Source organism: Thauera sedimentorum (assembly GCF_014489115.1).
In the GTDB taxonomy this organism is placed as follows: Bacteria; Pseudomonadota; Gammaproteobacteria; order Burkholderiales; family Rhodocyclaceae; genus Pseudothauera; species Pseudothauera sedimentorum.
The window spans coordinates 1,099,976-1,115,856 of record NZ_JACTAH010000001.1 but is presented as its reverse complement, the minus strand read 5'-3'; the positions used below and the strand labels follow the sequence as shown (position 1 = coordinate 1,115,856).

11 protein-coding genes are annotated in these 15,881 nt (G+C 69.2%); 7 read left to right on the top strand and 4 right to left on the bottom strand.

Annotated features, from left to right (window positions below; genetic code table 11):
- Positions 1 to 17: 17 nt before the first annotated feature.
- The gene (locus tag IAI53_RS05020) at positions 18 to 1,988 is read right to left on the bottom strand and encodes a diguanylate cyclase (protein ID WP_187717026.1); all 1,971 of its coding nucleotides are present in this window, start codon (positions 1,986 to 1,988) and stop codon (positions 18 to 20) included.
- 224 nt (positions 1,989 to 2,212) lie between these two features.
- Between IAI53_RS05020 and IAI53_RS05015 the strand changes: the two genes are divergently transcribed.
- The 7 genes from IAI53_RS05015 to guaD all read left to right on the top strand — a co-directional run bounded on the left by IAI53_RS05015 (position 2,213) and on the right by guaD (position 9,795).
- Complete coding sequence (locus IAI53_RS05015) at positions 2,213 to 2,764, top strand: NUDIX hydrolase (protein WP_187717960.1); 552 nt, start codon at positions 2,213 to 2,215, stop codon at positions 2,762 to 2,764.
- Positions 2,765 to 2,915: 151 nt separating this feature from the next.
- Positions 2,916 to 3,551, top strand: coding sequence for an HNH endonuclease (locus tag IAI53_RS05010; RefSeq protein WP_432813912.1), 636 nt, complete (start codon positions 2,916 to 2,918; stop codon positions 3,549 to 3,551).
- A 156-nt stretch (positions 3,552 to 3,707) separates the two neighbouring features.
- Positions 3,708 to 5,279 (top strand): ABC transporter ATP-binding protein, encoded by a 1,572-nt coding sequence (locus IAI53_RS05005; protein WP_187717025.1) that lies wholly within the window; start codon positions 3,708 to 3,710, stop codon positions 5,277 to 5,279.
- Entirely contained in the window at positions 5,266 to 6,330 is a 1,065-nt protein-coding gene (locus tag IAI53_RS05000; protein WP_187717024.1) for an ABC transporter permease, read from the top strand. Before IAI53_RS05005 ends, IAI53_RS05000 begins: the two co-directional genes overlap by 14 nt.
- Positions 6,331 to 6,341: 11 nt before the next feature.
- Positions 6,342 to 7,274, top strand: a complete 933-nt coding sequence (locus tag IAI53_RS04995; protein ID WP_187717023.1) for an ABC transporter permease — start codon at positions 6,342 to 6,344, stop codon at positions 7,272 to 7,274.
- A 45-nt stretch (positions 7,275 to 7,319) separates the two neighbouring features.
- Positions 7,320 to 8,408, top strand: a complete 1,089-nt coding sequence (locus IAI53_RS04990) for a BMP family ABC transporter substrate-binding protein (RefSeq protein WP_187717022.1) — start codon at positions 7,320 to 7,322, stop codon at positions 8,406 to 8,408.
- Positions 8,409 to 8,475: 67 nt separating this feature from the next.
- Positions 8,476 to 9,795, top strand: a complete 1,320-nt coding sequence (gene guaD, locus IAI53_RS04985) for a guanine deaminase (RefSeq protein WP_187717021.1) — start codon at positions 8,476 to 8,478, stop codon at positions 9,793 to 9,795.
- A 7-nt stretch (positions 9,796 to 9,802) separates the two neighbouring features.
- On the opposite strand, the gene IAI53_RS04980 is transcribed toward guaD, so the two are convergent.
- The 3 genes from IAI53_RS04980 to IAI53_RS04970 are packed head-to-tail and all read right to left on the bottom strand — an operon-like array spanning position 9,803 to position 15,809.
- A complete protein-coding gene (locus tag IAI53_RS04980; protein ID WP_187717020.1) occupies positions 9,803 to 12,499 on the bottom strand; it encodes a PAS domain S-box protein in 2,697 nt (898 codons plus the stop codon).
- Positions 12,496 to 13,617 carry an ABC transporter substrate-binding protein gene (locus tag IAI53_RS04975; protein WP_187717019.1) on the bottom strand — a complete coding sequence of 374 codons (1,122 nt, stop codon included), beginning with the start codon at positions 13,615 to 13,617 and terminating at the stop codon, positions 12,496 to 12,498. Before IAI53_RS04975 ends, IAI53_RS04980 begins: the two co-directional genes overlap by 4 nt.
- Positions 13,596 to 15,809 carry a putative bifunctional diguanylate cyclase/phosphodiesterase gene (locus tag IAI53_RS04970; protein WP_222948164.1) on the bottom strand — a complete coding sequence of 738 codons (2,214 nt, stop codon included), beginning with the start codon at positions 15,807 to 15,809 and terminating at the stop codon, positions 13,596 to 13,598. Before IAI53_RS04970 ends, IAI53_RS04975 begins: the two co-directional genes overlap by 22 nt.
- Between the last annotated feature and the right edge of the window lie 72 nt (positions 15,810 to 15,881).

The window sequence follows — 15,881 nt, the reverse complement described above, 5'->3', positions numbered from 1 at the left end:
TTCGCCCCCGCACCCGGCTAACGCTCTTGCTGCATCGCTTCGATGCGATTGCGCCCGCGCTGCTTGGCGAGGTAGGCCCCTTCGTCGGCACGCTTCATCAGCGCGTCGAGATCCGCCATCGACGTGTCGCGTACCGCCACGCCGACGCTGATGCTGACCTGCAGTTCCACATCGCCTGCAGCCACCTTCAGCGCATCGACGGCCCCGCGCAGGCGCTCGCCGCAGCTGAGTGCCGCCGTCAGCTCGGTCTCGGGGCAGATCACCAGGAACTCGTCGCCGCCGGTCCGGCAGATCACGTCCTGGCCGCGCAGCGCGCTGCGCAGCGCATCGGCAGCCGCACGCAGCACGCTGTCGCCGGCATCGTGACCGTAGGTGTCGTTGATCCGCTTGAAGTTGTCGATGTCGATGATCATGCACGAGAGCGGCCGGCCGCTACGGGTCGAGGCCAGCCACTCCTGCTGGATGCGGTCGATGGCGTAGCGGCGGTTCGGGAAGCCGGTCAGCGTATCGGTGAGCGCGGCCTCCTGCAGGCGCCGGTTGCTCACTGCCAGCTCTGCCGCGAAACGGCGGATCTCCTCGCGGTCGCGCTCGAGTTCCTGCTGCAGGCGGACCACGCGCAGACCGGCACGCAGGCGGGCTGCCAGCACCCGCGGCTTGACCGGTTTGCCGACGAAATCATCCACGCCGGTCTCGAAGGCCTCGATCAGGCGCTCGTCCTCTTCCAGGTCGGTCAGCAGCAGGATGTAGGCGTTGCGGCCGATGCGCGTGGCGCGCAGCGCACGGATCAGCTCCATGCCGTCCATCTGCGGCATCGCCCAGTCGCTCAGCAGGATGTGCGGCTGGACTTCGAGCGCCATCTCCAGCCCGCTGCGTCCGTCGGCGGCTTCATGCACCTCGCAGGCGGACTCCTCCAGCACTTCGCGCAACAGGGCGCGGATGACCGGATCGTCCTCCACCACCAGCACCCGCACAGGGCTGTCACCAGCGTCGTCCTCGGGCACCGGCTCGACGGCTTCGTCAGCCTCGTCGGACACTTGAGCCGGATACGCCGCGTCCCGCCCGTCCCGTTCGCCGGCCTCGATCAGGTCGGCGAACACCGGGGGATTGCCCGCCGGCAATTCCAGCGCCGCCACCCAGTCGCGCCACAGGGAAACGATGTGATCGCCGGCCGAGACCACCTCGTCCGCGCTCATGTCCACCTTGCCGGCGGTCTCGATCAGGCGGGACAGCAGCGCCGGCCGATCCGCTTCCGGCGCATGGCACAACTCGGCGAGCAGACGGCCTGCGACCAGCGTGTTGAGCAGCATGAAGTCGCGGGTTCCGGCCGTGGCGCCAGAACGTTCGGGGGTCTCGTAGAGCTTGACCGGTTCGATCAGCACCTTGGGCACACCCCAGTCCGCAAGCATGGCCGCGGCGAGATCGGTGTGGGTCATCGCAAAGGCACGATGCTCCAGGTCCGCCAGTCGTCGTTCCGGGTAACGCCGGGCTTCGGCGAGGATCTGCGCGTACTCGGCCGGATAGAGCGTGGCCAGCGCGAGCGAGCCGACATCCGACAGCAGCCCGAGGCTGAACAGTTCGTCCGGCGCCCCGGCCCTGTTGCGCTGTGCAAAGACCTGCACCGCCAGCGCCGCCGCCAGCGAGGCCGACCAGAACGCGTCGTAGTCGAAGCCGTGGCAGGCGCCGCGGCGGTAGTTCGACAGCAGCGAGAACCCCAGCGCCATGGTGCGCACCGCAGGCAGGCCGAGCACCATCAGCGCTTCCTGCACCGAAACGACCGGCCGCCGGGTCATGGCGACGATGCCGTTGGCGGCCTTGATCAGCCGGCCGACGAAGGCCGGATCGCTGCGGATGACGCGCGCCAGTTCCGCCATCGACACCTCTTCCTGCTGGGTCAGGCGGATGATGGCCAGCGCGACGCCGCGCGGCGACGGCAGGTCGCCAGATGCCTTGAGCTTCTCGTAGCGACTCGAATCGAATTTGTTCGTCATTGGCTTCCGTTTCAGGCGCTGCACTGCACAATGAGCCCCCGGCGTGCAAAACGCCCACGACTTTACAGTGCGCGCACGATCGCTGTGAAGCATCTGGATCAAGAGCAAGGCGTTTGTAGGGGAAAACCCCTGTGCGCCGGAGCGTGCGTGCGGAACGCGGGCGCATCGTCACGCGGGACGCAGGCGCGCTAGAATCCGGTCATTCATTGCCCGCCACGCTCTCCATGAAGTACTGCTCGAACTGTGGTGCCGAAGTGGACCTCCTCGTCCCGCCCGGCGACTCGCTGCCACGGCATGTATGCCCTGCCTGTGGCAGCATCCATTACCAGAACCCCAAGGTGGTGGTCGGTGCGCTGGCCGAATGGGAGGGACGCATCCTGATGTGCCGGCGGGCCATCGAGCCGCGCCACGGTTTCTGGACCCTGCCGGCGGGCTTCATGGAGAACGCCGAGACCACCGCCGAGGCCGCGGCCCGCGAAACCCTGGAAGAGGCCTGCGCGCGCATCCAGGTGGGCGAGCTCTACACCCTGTTCGACATCCCGCACATCAGCCAGGTGCACATCGTCTATCGCGCACGCCTGCTCGACCTCGACTTCCGTCCCGGCGAGGAATCGCTCGAGGTCGCGCTGTTCGACGAGGCCGACATTCCCTGGAGCGAGATCGCCTTCCGCTCCATCGAACGCACCCTGCGCCACTACTATGAAGATCGCCGGCGGGGCGACTGGCCCTTGCACACCGGCAGCATCCTGCCGCCCGCGGACCACCGGCCCGTTTGAACCACGCGCGCGTCCTGCGCTCAAAATCAGAGTCTTACGGCGATCCGGCGCGGGCGTTCGGGCAGCGCTTGCATCGCCGCGCCGGAATCTGTTCTGATTGCGCTCACGCCGGACGCCCCAACATGCGCCGGCCGAACCCACGGGAGGCGCCGTGCAGGTCGACACCGCTCCAGCCCTGTCGCAGTTCGAGTTCATGGATGGCCATGCCGCCGGCAACTGGCCATGGATCCTCACGCTCGACATGCACGGCCTGCCGCACCGCTGGATCAGCTGGCAGGCCGCCTGCCACTACTACGCACGCGACATGGTGGCCTGGAGCATCGGCGACCGCCACTTCCTGATCCGCGGCGGGGTCAGCCGCGCCACCGGCCTGCGCTCCGAGATCACCGCCAACAGCATCATCGCGATCAAGGGGCGCGCCCTGCGCCCCGGCGCCCTGCAGCAGGTGCCGCATCTGGACAACCGCGAACTGTTCCACCGCGACCGCCAGGTGTGCGCCTATTGCGGCAACCGCTTCGGCGCGGCCGCCCTCACCCGCGACCATGTCCACCCGGTTTCCCAGGGCGGGCGCGACATCTGGATGAACGTGGTCACCGCCTGCCGGCCTTGCAACCAGAAGAAGAGCGGCCGCACCCCGGAGCAGGCCCGCATGCCCCTGCTGTACGCGCCCTACGTACCCAACAAGGCCGAGTACCTCATCCTCTGCAACCGCAACATCCTTGCAGACCAGATGGATTTCCTCACCCGCCACGTTCCCCGGCAGAGCCGCCTGCACCTGCCCGGCTGACGGTTTCGCCACCCCGCGGCCACGCCGCTCGGGGTAATATCCGCCGCTTGACCGCCCGACCCCCAGGGGGCGCTGACGACCAGACCGCCAGCGCTCGCGGGGCCATGAATCGCCCGGGAACGCGACCAAGGGATCAGCAGGGAGTTGTCTCACAGCATGAGTTCATCCAGTCCGCCCGCAGGCAAGCAGCCACGCCTGCGCCTGACCGGTATCCGCAAGGTCTATCCGGGCGTGATCGCCAACGACGGCGTGGACCTCACCGTCGAACCCGGCGAGATCCATGCCGTGCTGGGCGAGAACGGCGCCGGCAAGTCGACGCTGATGAAGATCATCTACGGCGTCACCGCCCCCACCGCCGGCGAGATCCGCTGGGAGGGCGAAGCGGTCACGGTGGACAGCCCGGCGCGCGCGCGCGCGCTGGGCATCGGCATGGTGTTCCAGCACTTCTCCCTGTTCGAGACGCTTACCGTCACCGAGAACGTGGCCCTGGCCCTGGCCGGCGATCCGCCCCTGGGGGAACTCGCCCGCCGCATCGAAGAGGTCTCGCAGCGCTACGGCCTGCCGGTGGACCCGCGCCGCCGCGTCCATGCGCTGTCGGTGGGCGAACGCCAGCGGGTGGAGATCATCCGCTGCCTGCTGCAGAACCCCAAGCTGCTGATCATGGACGAACCCACCTCGGTGCTCACCCCGCAGGCGGTACGCAAGCTGTTCGAGACCCTGCGCCAGCTCGCGGCGGAAGGCTGCTCCATCCTCTACATCAGCCACAAGCTGGACGAGATCCAGGCGCTGTGCGACACCGCCACCGTGCTGCGCGGCGGGCGGGTGACCGGCCACTGCCGTCCGGCCGAGGAAACCGCCCAGTCCATGGCGCGGCTGATGATCGGCAGGGACCTGCCGGTCTGCGAGCACGGCCCGGCCGCGACCGGCGGCGAACTGCGCCTGCGCCTCGCCGGCCTGTCGCATGCGAGCGAAGACCCCTTCGGCACCGACCTCAAGGACATCCACCTGGACGTGCATGCCGGCGAGATCGTCGGCATCGCCGGCGTGTCCGGCAACGGCCAGCAGGAACTGCTGCAGGCCATCTCCGGCGAGGAGGTGATCGCCGAGAAGTTTCCGGTGCAGATCTGCGGCGTCGAGGCCGGCCGCATGAGCGCCGCGCGGCGCCGCGGCCTGGGCCTGTGCTTCGTACCCGAGGACCGCCTCGGGCGCGGCGCGGTGCCGTCCATGTCGCTGGCCGACAACGCGGTGCTCACCGCCGCGCGCAGCGCCGGACTTGTGCGCGGCGGCCTGCTCGCCTTCGCGCGCGCCAGGCGCTTCGCCGCCGAGTGCATCGAACGCTTCGACGTACGCTGCAGCGGCCCGCAGGCGGCGGCACGCTCGCTGTCGGGCGGCAACCTGCAGAAGTTCATCGTCGGCCGCGAGATCCTGCAGGCGCCCCGCCTGCTGGTCTGCGCCCAGCCCACCTGGGGCGTGGACGTGGGCGCGGCGGCTTTCATCCGGCAGGCCATCATCGACCTGCGCAACCGCGGCTGCGCGGTGCTGGTGGTCTCCGAGGAACTGGACGAGTTGTTCGAGATCTGTGACCGCATCGCGGTCATCGCCAAGGGCCGGCTGTCGCCCGCCCGCCCGGTGGCGGAAACCAGCGTGGAGGACATCGGCGTGTGGATGAGCGGCCTGTGGCCGGGCGCCGACCCGGTGGATGCGGAGGTGGACCGTGCTGCGGCTTGAGGCACGCACCGAACCTTCGCGGCTGATGCAGTGGTGTTCGCCGCTGCTGGCCGCGGTGCTCACGCTGGTCGCCGGCCTGGTGATCTTCTGGCTGCTCGACAAGGACCCGCTGGAGGGCTTGCGCTACTTCCTGCTCAATCCGCTGAAGAACCTCTACGGCCTGTCCGAACTGCTGCTCAAGGCCACCCCGCTGATGCTGTGCGCCATCGGCCTGGCGGTGGGTTTCCGCGCCAACGTGTGGAACATCGGCGCGGAAGGACAGTTCATGCTCGGCACGGTGGGCGCCACCGGCGTGGCGCTGCATTTCGCCGAATCGGACAGCGCGCTGATCCTGCCCGCGATGCTGCTCGCCGGCGCCGTCGCGGGCGCCCTGTGGGCGGCGATTCCCGCGCTGCTGCGCACCCGCTTCAACGCCAACGAGATCCTGGTGTCGCTGATGCTGGTGTACGTGGCCCAGCTCTTCGTCTCCTGGCTGGTGTTCGGCCCCTGGCGCGACCCGATGGGCTTCGGTTTCCCGCAGACCGCCATGTTCCACGAGGCCGCGCTGCTGCCCACTCTGGTCGACGGCACCCGCCTGCACCTGGGCGTACTCTTCGCCCTGGGCCTGCTGGTGGCCGGCTACCTGTTCATGCACCGCAGCCATGCCGGCTTCAAGATGCGCGTGGCCGGCGAGGCGGCCGAGGCCGCGCGCTACGCCGGCTTCTCCGCGCGCCGCGCGGTATGGATCGGCCTGCTGGCCGGCGGCGCGGCGGCCGGGGTGGCGGGCATGGCGGAAGTGGCCGGACCGATGGGCCAGCTCACCGACAAGGTGAACCTGGGCTACGGCTTCGCCGCCATCATCGTCGCCTTTGTCGGCCGGCTGCACGCCTTCGGCATCCTGCTGGCCAGCCTGCTGATGGCCTTGCTGTTCATCGGCGGCGAACAGGCGCAGCAGTACATGAACCTGCCGAGTTCGATCTCCATGGTGTTCCAGGGCCTGCTGCTGTTCTTCCTGCTGGGCTCGGACGTGTTCATCAACTACCGCCTGCGCTTCGGCCGGGCGACGGCCTGAGGGAGGACGGCGTGGACGCTTCCCTGTTCTCCTCGATGCTGTTCGCCACCGTGGTGGCCGGCACGCCGCTGATCATCGTGGCCCTCGGCCTGCTGGTGAGCGAGCGCGCCGGTGTGTTGAACCTGGGCGCCGAAGGCATGATGGCGATGGGCGCGGTCGCCGCCTTCGCGGTCACCCACGGCAGCGGCAACCCCTGGCTCGGCGTGCTCGCCGGCATGGCCACCGGCACGGCGATGGCGCTGCTGTTCGGCTTCCTCGCCATCACTCTGCAGGCCAACCAGGTGGCTTCCGGGCTGGCGCTGGCGATCTTCGGGGTCGGCCTGTCGGCCTTCATCGGCCGCCCCTTCGAATCCGTCGCCCTGCCGGCGGTGCCGCCCATCCGCATTCCCTTCGTCGCGGACATCCCGCTGATCGGCGAGGCGCTCTACAACCAGCAGGCCCTGGTTTATCTCTCCTGGGCGCTGTTCTGGGCGGTGTTGTGGTTCCTCGCCAGGAGCCGCGCGGGGCTGGTGCTGCGCGCGGTGGGCGAATCGCCCTCGTCCGCGCACGCCATCGGCTATCCGGTGATCCGCATCCGCTATCTCGCGGTGCTGTTCGGTGGCGCGATGGCGGGCGTGGGCGGCGCCTTCCTGTCGGTGTTCTACACGCCGATGTGGGTGGAAGGCCTGGTCGCCGGGCGCGGCTGGATCGCGCTGGCGCTGGTGGTCTTTGCCACCTGGCGGCCGCTGCGCGTGCTGGTCGGCGCCTACCTGTTCGGCGGGGTGATGATCACCCAGCTGTTCATCCAGGGCTCGGGCCTGCAGCTCGACTTCCCCTCGCAACTGCTCTCCTCGCTGCCTTACTGGGCCACCATCGTGGTGCTGGTGGCGATCTCGCGCAATCCGAATACCATACGCCTCAACTCGCCGGCCTCGCTGGGCAAGCCCTACCGCCCCGAAGCCTGACCCCGTCTTCCGGCCACAAGCCGCACAACCAACCAGGAGAAGCTCATGACCGATCGTCGCCAGTTCATGCTGTCCGCCGGGGCCACCGCCCTGGCCGCCGCCCTGCCCGGCAGCCTCTTTGCCGAGGAGGCGGTGCGCATCGGCTTCGTCTACGTCAGCCCCATCGGCGATGCCGGATGGACCTACCAGCACGACCTCGCCCGCAAGGAAATGGAGGCCAACCTCGGCGCCAAGGTGCAGACCAAGTACGTCGAGAACGTCGCCGAAGGCGCCGACGCCGAACGGGTGATCCGCGAATTCGCCGCCAGCGGCCACAAGATCGTGTTCGCCACCAGCTTCGGCTACATGAACTACGTGGAACGCGTGGCCCGTCAGTTCCCCAACGTCACCTTCCTGCACGCCACCGGCTACAAGTCGGCGAAGAACTTCGCCCCCTACAACGCGCGCTTCTACGAAGGCCGCTACCTCAACGGCGTGATCGCCGGGCGCATGACCAAGTCCAAGGTGCTGGGCTATGTCGGCGCCTTCCCGATTCCCGAGGTGCTGCAGGGCATCAACGCCTTCACCCTGGGCGCGAAGAGCGTGAACCCGGACATCGAGGTGCGGGTGATCTGGGTGAACAGCTGGTACGACCCGGGCAAGGAGCGCGAGGCGGCGATGACGCTGATCAGCCAGGGCGCGGACATGGTCACCCAGCACACCGATTCCACCGCCGTGGTGCAGGCTGCCGAAGAGCGCGGCGTATACGCCTTCGGCTACCACTCGGACATGTCCAAGTACGGCGCCAAGGCGCACCTCACCGCCACCACCCATCACTGGGGCGACTTCTACACCCGCACGGTGCAGGAGGTGATCGCCGGCACCTGGAAGCCCACCCGCATCTGGGGCGGATTCAAGGACGACATGGTGCGCCTGGCGCCGCTGAACCCGGCGGTTCCGGCCGCGGTGAAGGCCGAGGTCGAGGCTCTGGCCGACAAGCTCCGCGCCGGCAGCTTCCATCCCTTCACCGGCCCCATCGTCGACCAGGCCGGCAAGGAACGCCTGTCGGCCGGCGCGGTGATGGACGACGTGGCCCTCGGCAAGATGGACTTCTTCGTCCAGGGCGTGGCCTCCAGGCTGCCCAACGCACGCTGAAGCCAGCCCGCCTGCGCGGCATGCCGCGCAGGCGGCATCACTCCCGGCCCCGGACCCGACCGACACCATGGACTCAGGCAGGCTGCACGCCGTTCGCGGCGAGATCGTGCACTTTCTCGCCGACCCTGCCGAACGCGGCGCTGCGGCGCTGGAGCACTTCGCCGACGGCCTGCTGATCCTGCGCGACGGCCATGTCGCCGAATGCGGCCCAGCGGCCGAGCTGCTGGCACGGCTGCCGCCGGAGGCCGCCGTCGCCGACCGGCGCGGCATGCTGATCATGCCGGGTTTCATCGACACCCACGTCCATTACCCGCAGACCGACATCATCGCCAGCCACGGCGAAGAACTGCTCGACTGGCTGACGCGCTACACCTTCCCGGCCGAGCGGCGCTTCGAAGACCCCGCACACGCGGCCGAGGTCGCAGGGTTCTTCTGCGACGAACTGCTGAGGAACGGCACCACCACGGCGATGGCCTTCGCCACCGTGCATGCGGCCTCGGTCGATGCGCTGTTCGAGGCCGCCCGACTGCGCCGCATGCGCCTGATCACCGGCAAGGTGCTGATGGACCGCAACTGCCCGGACTTCCTGCGCGACGACGCCGGGCTGGGCGTCGAGGCCTCGCGCCGGCTCATCGAGCGCTGGCACGGGCGCGACCGCCTGCTCTACGCACTCACCCCGCGCTTCGCCCCGACCTCCACGCCAGCGCAGATGCAGGCCGCCGGCCGCCTGTTCGCCGAGCACCCGGGCGTGTACCTGCAGTCGCATGTCGCCGAGAACCGCGCCGAGGTCGACTGGGTGGCGCAGCTCTATCCCGCCGCGCGCAGCTACCTCGACGTCTATGAGCACTACCGCCAGCTCGGCCCGCGCAGCATCTACGCGCACTGCATCTGGCTGGACGACGCCGACCGCGCGCGCATGGCGGCCACCGGCACGGCGGTGAGCTTCTGCCCCACCTCCAACCTCTTCCTCGGCTCCGGCCTGTTCGACCTTGCCGCGGCGCAGGCGCATGGCCTGCGGGTCGGCCTGGGCACCGACGTCGGCGGCGGCACCAGCTTCTCGATGCTGGCCACGCTCAACGAGGCCTACAAGGTGCTGCGCCTGAACGGCCAGGACCTCAGCCCCGAGCAGGCCTTCTACCTCGCCACCCTGGGCGGTGCCCGCAGCCTGTACCTCGACGGGCGCATCGGCAATTTCAGCGCCGGGCGCGAGGCCGATTTCGTCGTGCTCGATCCATCCGCCACTGCCCTGCTCGCCCGCCGCAACGCCACCGCCGCCACCCTGGTCGAGCGCCTGTTCCTGCTGATGATGCTCGGCGACGACCGTTGCGTGGCCGAGACCTGGGTGCTGGGGCAGGCCGCCTGGCGGCGCGACGCTGCGAACCCTTGAGCGCCGCTCAGGGCGCGACCCGCGGCAGATCCAGCTCGAACACCGAGCCGCCCGCCTCTTCGTCCAGCAGCCGCACCGCGCCGCCCAGCACCCGCGTGACGTTCGCATGGACGATGTGCAGCCCCAGTCCGGTGCCGCCGCGCCCCAGACGGGTCGTGTAGAAAGGGTCGAACACCCGCTTGCGCTCCGCTTCCGGAATGCCCACGCCGTCATCGGCGACGCGAATCCTCACCCGGTCCTCTCCCTGCGCACAGGCAAGGATGCGCACCACACCGTGGTCGCGTCCGTCGAAGGCGTGCGTCACCGCATTGTTGATGAGGTTGGCGAGCACCTGCCCCAGCGGGCCGGGGTAGCTGTCCATCGACAGGCCGGGCTGGACGTCGGCGACCACCTCGTAGGGCATGCGCTTGAGCGTGGGGTGCAGGGTCATCAGGGTTTCCGACACGATCTCCTGCACCTCGAAGCGTCGCCGCTGCAGGCTGGTCTGGTCCACCGCCACCTGCTTGAAGCTGGCGATCAGTTCGCCGGCCTTGTGCATGTTGCGCTCGGAGATGTCCAGCCCGGTGGCCAGATCGCGGACGAAGGCCTCCAGCACCGACTTGCGCAGCCCGCGCTCGATCTCGCGCTGGAATCCGTTGCTGCTCTCGCGCAGGGTGCTCACCGCCATCAGGGCGTTGCCGATCGGCGTGTTGAGCTCGTGTGCCACGCCGGCCACCAGACGGCCGAGCGCAGCCAGCGTTTCGGACTGGACAAGCTGGTCCTGCGTCTGGCGTAGCGACTCCAGGGTCTGTGCCACCTCCTGGTTGGCTCGCGCCAGGGCCTCCGTTCTGGCAACCACCCGCTGCTCCAGCTCATCGTTCAGCGCCCGCAGTTCGTCCTGCATGCGGCGCTCCTCGGTGACATCCACGGTGACGATGATCAGCAGTTCCCGCCCACCGATCGTCGCCAGCGCGCCGGACACCGCGCACAGCACCCTGCGACCGTCCCGCGCACGCATCCAGGTCTCGAAATCGGCCACCCGTCCCTCGGCACGAATGCGCTCGATGAAGCGCGCACGGTCGCGGACGTCCTCCCACCAGCCGATCTCCGCCCCGGTCTTGCCGATGAGTTCCTCCCTGCTGAAACCGAACTGGCGCAGGCAGGCCTCGTTGACCGCCAGCGCACGGAACTCGCCCTCGACCGGGGTGGACACGGTGATCGGCGCCGGAGACAGATTGAAGATGAGCTGGAGCTCCTTCTCGCGGGCAGCCTCCTCGGCTTCCGAGCGCCGCAGCGAGGTGATGTCCACATCCATGCACACGAACTGCGTACCGCCGTGGTTGTCCGGGATGCCGTAGGTGGTGTACAGGATGTTGCGGGGCGTGCCGTCACGGTGTTCGATCACGGCCTCGTACGGCCCTTCGCTGCCGCCGCTGCGCTCGACCCGGCCCAGCAGGTCCAGAAAGCCGCGGAACTGATCTGCCGAAAACATCAAGGCGTCCAGCCTGGCGCCGACCGCCTCGGCCGCGCTGTAGCCGTACATGATCTCCGACCCCCGGTTCCAGCGCAGTACCGTGCCTTCGCGGTTTATCCACTGGATGGCCACGGTCGGTGACAGTTCGAAGGTGTCCTTCAGGCGCCGTTCGCTCAGCTTGAGTTCGTTCTCGCGCGCTTCGATCATCGTCGCGGTGCGCTGGAGGTCTGCAGCCAGTTCGTCCAGCTCGACGATCTTCTGGGAGCGCCAGGCGGTTCGATAGTTGCCGCTGGCCACTTCGCCGCTCAGGCGCATCAGCCTGGCCAGCGGGCGCTCCAGCTTGCGGGCCCACAAGGGGCCCAGTATCAAAGCGATCACCGCCGAGATGCAGACCGCGCCCAGCAGCATCCAGACAAGGATGCGGATGTCCGGATTGGCCATGCCGACCGGCGCACCGCCAATCAAGGTCCAGCCCAGGTGCGCATCGCTGGCAACCACCGGCCTCACCGTCACGCCGTGCAGTAGCGCGGTAGCCGGCGGTGGCTTGCCGCTCCAGGTGGCGCGGAGCACCGGGTCCGCCGCCCAGCTGCGCAGACGCTGTTCCTGCCCGCCGAGGTTGTCGAGCACCCAGTCGCCGCGACTGTCGAGCACCAGCAATGGGAAGGCCGATCCGTCGATGAACTCGCGCATCCGCCGCATCAGCACATCGACCGCCAACTCGCCGATCACCACGTACGCCCCGGCGCGCGCGCCGACACCCGGCGTGCGCTGACCGGAGACGAGCGAGGGGTAGTTCTCTTCCCACAGGTAGCCGTCCGCATTCAGGGCACGCTGGAACAAGCGGTTGCCATCGACCGACCAGCCCTCGGGCACCGGGCCTGGCGCCGCCCTCCGCGGGTCGGACTGCATGCCGAAGAGCACCCGGCCCGAAGGCTCGACCACGTACACCGCAAGAAAGCCGCTCAGCGACGCCGGCCCCTGCGCCAACAGACGGGCCGCGGCGTCCACCTCGCCTGCCGCGACCAGGCGAACGAGCGGCTCCAGGTCGTCTTCCATCACGCCCAGCAGATGGGCCAGCACATGCGCCCCCTGTCGCACCGAGTTGTCCGCCTGCGCATCGGCCCGTTCACCGAGGAGCGGCAGGCGATAGAGCAGCAGAATGGCGCCGGTGAGGCTGATGACCATCATCGCCGCGGCGACGATCAGCAGGGTCAGCGAGGTGCGCAGCCGCCGCTGCCGCCAGGCGCTCATTCGCCATCCCTCACGAAGCGCCCCGCCTCGACCCGGTTCGGGAAGGCCGCACGGGAGCTGTCTCCATGGATGTCGAACTGCAGCGTCTGCTGCAAGCCCTCCAGTCCGTCCACGCCGCGCATCGCCTCGAGCGCGGACTCGCCCGCCCGCCGCTGCCGGATCGCCTCCAGCACCGCGGTCGCGGCATCGTGGGCCATGACCGCCACGAACCCGGGCGCCTGACGGTAGCGCTCCGCGTAGGCCTCGGCAAAATGCAGATAGCGCGGGGCGTTCGAGTCGCGATCGAAGAACTGCTGGACGAGCGCGCCCTCGACCGCGCGACCGCCCAGTTCGGGCAGGCTCTCGCCGCCGCCCCACTCGGCGCTGGCCAGCACCGGCTGCCGTCCCGGCTGCGCGCGCAGCCGCTGGGCGAGGCGGGCGACGTCCAGCGGCCGGCCGATCACCACTGCCACGTCCGCCCCGGCCGACGCGACTTGACGGGCCACTGCGTCGAAGGTCCCGGGATCATCCGGCTCCAGCGTGGCGCTCACCACCACCCGCCCGCCAAGCGCGGCGAAGCGCGCCTCGAAACTCTCCTGCCACTTCTGGCTGTACTCCGGATTGGTCGTCTCGCGGACCACGGCAGCCGTCCTCAGGCCGCGCGCATGCAGGCGCTGCGCCATGGACGCCGCGTACTCCGCGGTAGTCGCCACCACGCGGAAGAAGCTGTCGGTCCGCCCGGCCAGATCGGGCGTGGTCGCCGACGGACTGACGAACACCAGCGCCTCGGCCCCCGGCGAGGCCATGAGCCTGAGCGCCTCGCCACTGAGCAGCGGCCCGATGACGAACTCCACGCCCTGCCGCCTGAGGTGCTCGATGACGATCTCCGGCGGATCGACCGCCATGTCCGCCAGGACCAGTTCGGCCATCCTGCCCCGGTGGCCGCCGGCCGCATTGAACTCGTCGATTGCCTGCTGCACGCCGTTGCGCGCACCGATCACCAGGTCGTGCCCGCCGCCGGTGAAACTGCCGATGAAGCCTATGCGCAGGGGCTGTCCGCCATCGGTGCCGCAAGCGGACAGCAGGAGCACGGCCAGCGCGGCAGCAAGGCCTGCGCTCAGGCGATGCCAGGCTGCCATGCCTTCAGCCAGGCCTTGAAGTCATCGAGCGCCATCGGCCGGCCGAACAGGTAGCCCTGCCCCTCGTCGCAGCCGAGCTCGGCCAGGCGCTGGCGCTGCGCCTCGGTTTCGATGCCTTCGGCAATCGAGCGCATGCCCAGCCTGCGTGCCAGCGCGATCATCATCTCGGCAATGCGCGCCCCGCCGCACTCCTGTTCGAGCGACTGCACGAAGGAGCGGTCGATCTTCAGCCGGTCGGCCCCCAGCCGGTCGAGGTAGGACAGGGACGAAAACCCGGTGCCGAAGTCATCGATTGCCACCTGGATGCCGCGCCGGGTCAGCGCGCCGAGCTGCACCGCCACCGACTCCTGTCCGAGCACGCAGACCGATTCGGTGACCTCCAGCTCGAGGCGGTCGGCGCTCATGCCGGTATCGGCCAGGGCGCGGTCCACCGATTCGACGAACTGCGGCTCGCGGAACTGCACCACCGACACGTTCACCGCCGCACGCAGCCCAGGGAAGCCCTCGCGGTCCAGCACCGCCAGCACGTGCAGCGCGGAGCGCAGCACCCATTGCCCGATCGGCACGATCAGCCCGGACTGCTCCGCCAGCGGAATGAAGCGGTCCGGCGGCACGAAGGTGCCGTCGTCGTTGCGCCAGCGCAGCAGCGCTTCGAAGCCGAGCACGCGCCCGCTGGCGAGATCGACCTGCGGCTGGTAGGCGAGGAACAGCCGTTCATGCTGGAACGCGTCGCGCAGCCCATGCAGCAGCCGGGTGCGCTCACGCGTCTCCACGCCCACCTCGGGGCTGAAGTAGGCGCAGCGCCCCATGCCTTCGCTCTTCGCACGCTTCAGGGCGATGTAGGCGTCCTTGAGCAGGGACGCGGCATCGCCGCCCCGTTCGGCACGCACCAGCCCGATCGAGGCCGAGATGCGTTGCTCGCCCCCCTCGATCTCGAAGGGCTGCGCGAACAGGGCAGCAATGCGCTCGGCGCCGAGCAGCGCATCGCTTCCCGCCAGCCCGAAGACGTCGCCCGCAACGCGTGCCACGGCACCCATGCCGGCCGCCATCGCGGAAAGACGTCGCGCAACGTCCTGAAGCAGCATGTCCCCGTAGCGGTGCCCGAGCAGGTCGTTGAGTGCGCCGAAGTGGTCGATATCCACCAGCGCCACCGTCAGTCCCTCCTCGCCCGCGTCCAGCCTGCGCTCCACCTCCTGCAGGAAGGACACGCGGTTGGGCAGGCCGACCAGCTGGTCGCGGAAGGCAAGCTCGCTCAGCCGGCTCATCAGCTTCACGTTCCGTCCGCACAGGGCGATGTGCGAGCAGAACATCTGCAGCAACTGCTCGTCGACCTCGGGCACGCGGCGTCCGGTGTCCACATAGGCCGCAAACGAGGCCCCGTTGGCCGGAAAGTGCAGCGAGATGCCGTGCGCGGTCCTGACGTTGCGCCGCTCATCCAGGCACTGCCGCAACAGGCTCACCACCGGATCACCGGTCAGCGCCTCCGGCCGGCAGCGCATCAGTGCGCTGTATCGGCCAGCCGCGGCCACGATCTCATAGCCCGCGCCGCTACCGGTTTCCTGCTCGTCCTTGCGGGCACAGACCACGCCGTCCGGCTGCGTCCCCATGAAGCTCGCCAACTGGGTGATCACGCCCGCGGCAAAGGCCTCCAGCCCTTCCTGGCTCACCAACTGGTGACTCGCATCGAGAATCTGCGCGAGTCCACGCCGCCCCCCTTCGATGCGCTGCAGCTGCTCGTACGAGCGCACCGCGGCGGTGAGCGAGGCGAACAGCTTGGCGCGCGTCAGTTCGCTCTTGGTCTTGTAGTCGTTGATGTCGTAGCGCGCGATGGTCTCGGCCTCGGGCGCGTAGCCGGGTTGCCCGGTGCGCAGGATGATGCGCAGGTTCTGCAGGCCGGGCATCGCCCGGACCTTGTCCACCAGGCGCAGCCCGGCGTCCTCCTGTTCCATCACCACGTCGAGCAGCATCACCGCGATGTCGCGCTCGCGCTCCAGCACGACCAGCGCCTCCGCGGCACTGTGGGCATGGAGCAGTTCCAGGGGGCGCTCGACCACGCGCAGGCCGCTGAGCGCGAAACGGGTGGAGGCGTGAACGTCGGGGTCGTCATCGACCACCAGGACCCGCCATACCTGCGGCGCATCCGCGAGATCGTCGGCAAGGATCTCGTCGCTGTAATGGAATTCGTCCGTCACGCTGTCTCCATGGCGAAGCTCGGCCTGTTCGCGGCCCGGTTTGCCGATGCCTGTCTGCATCGCAGCGACAAT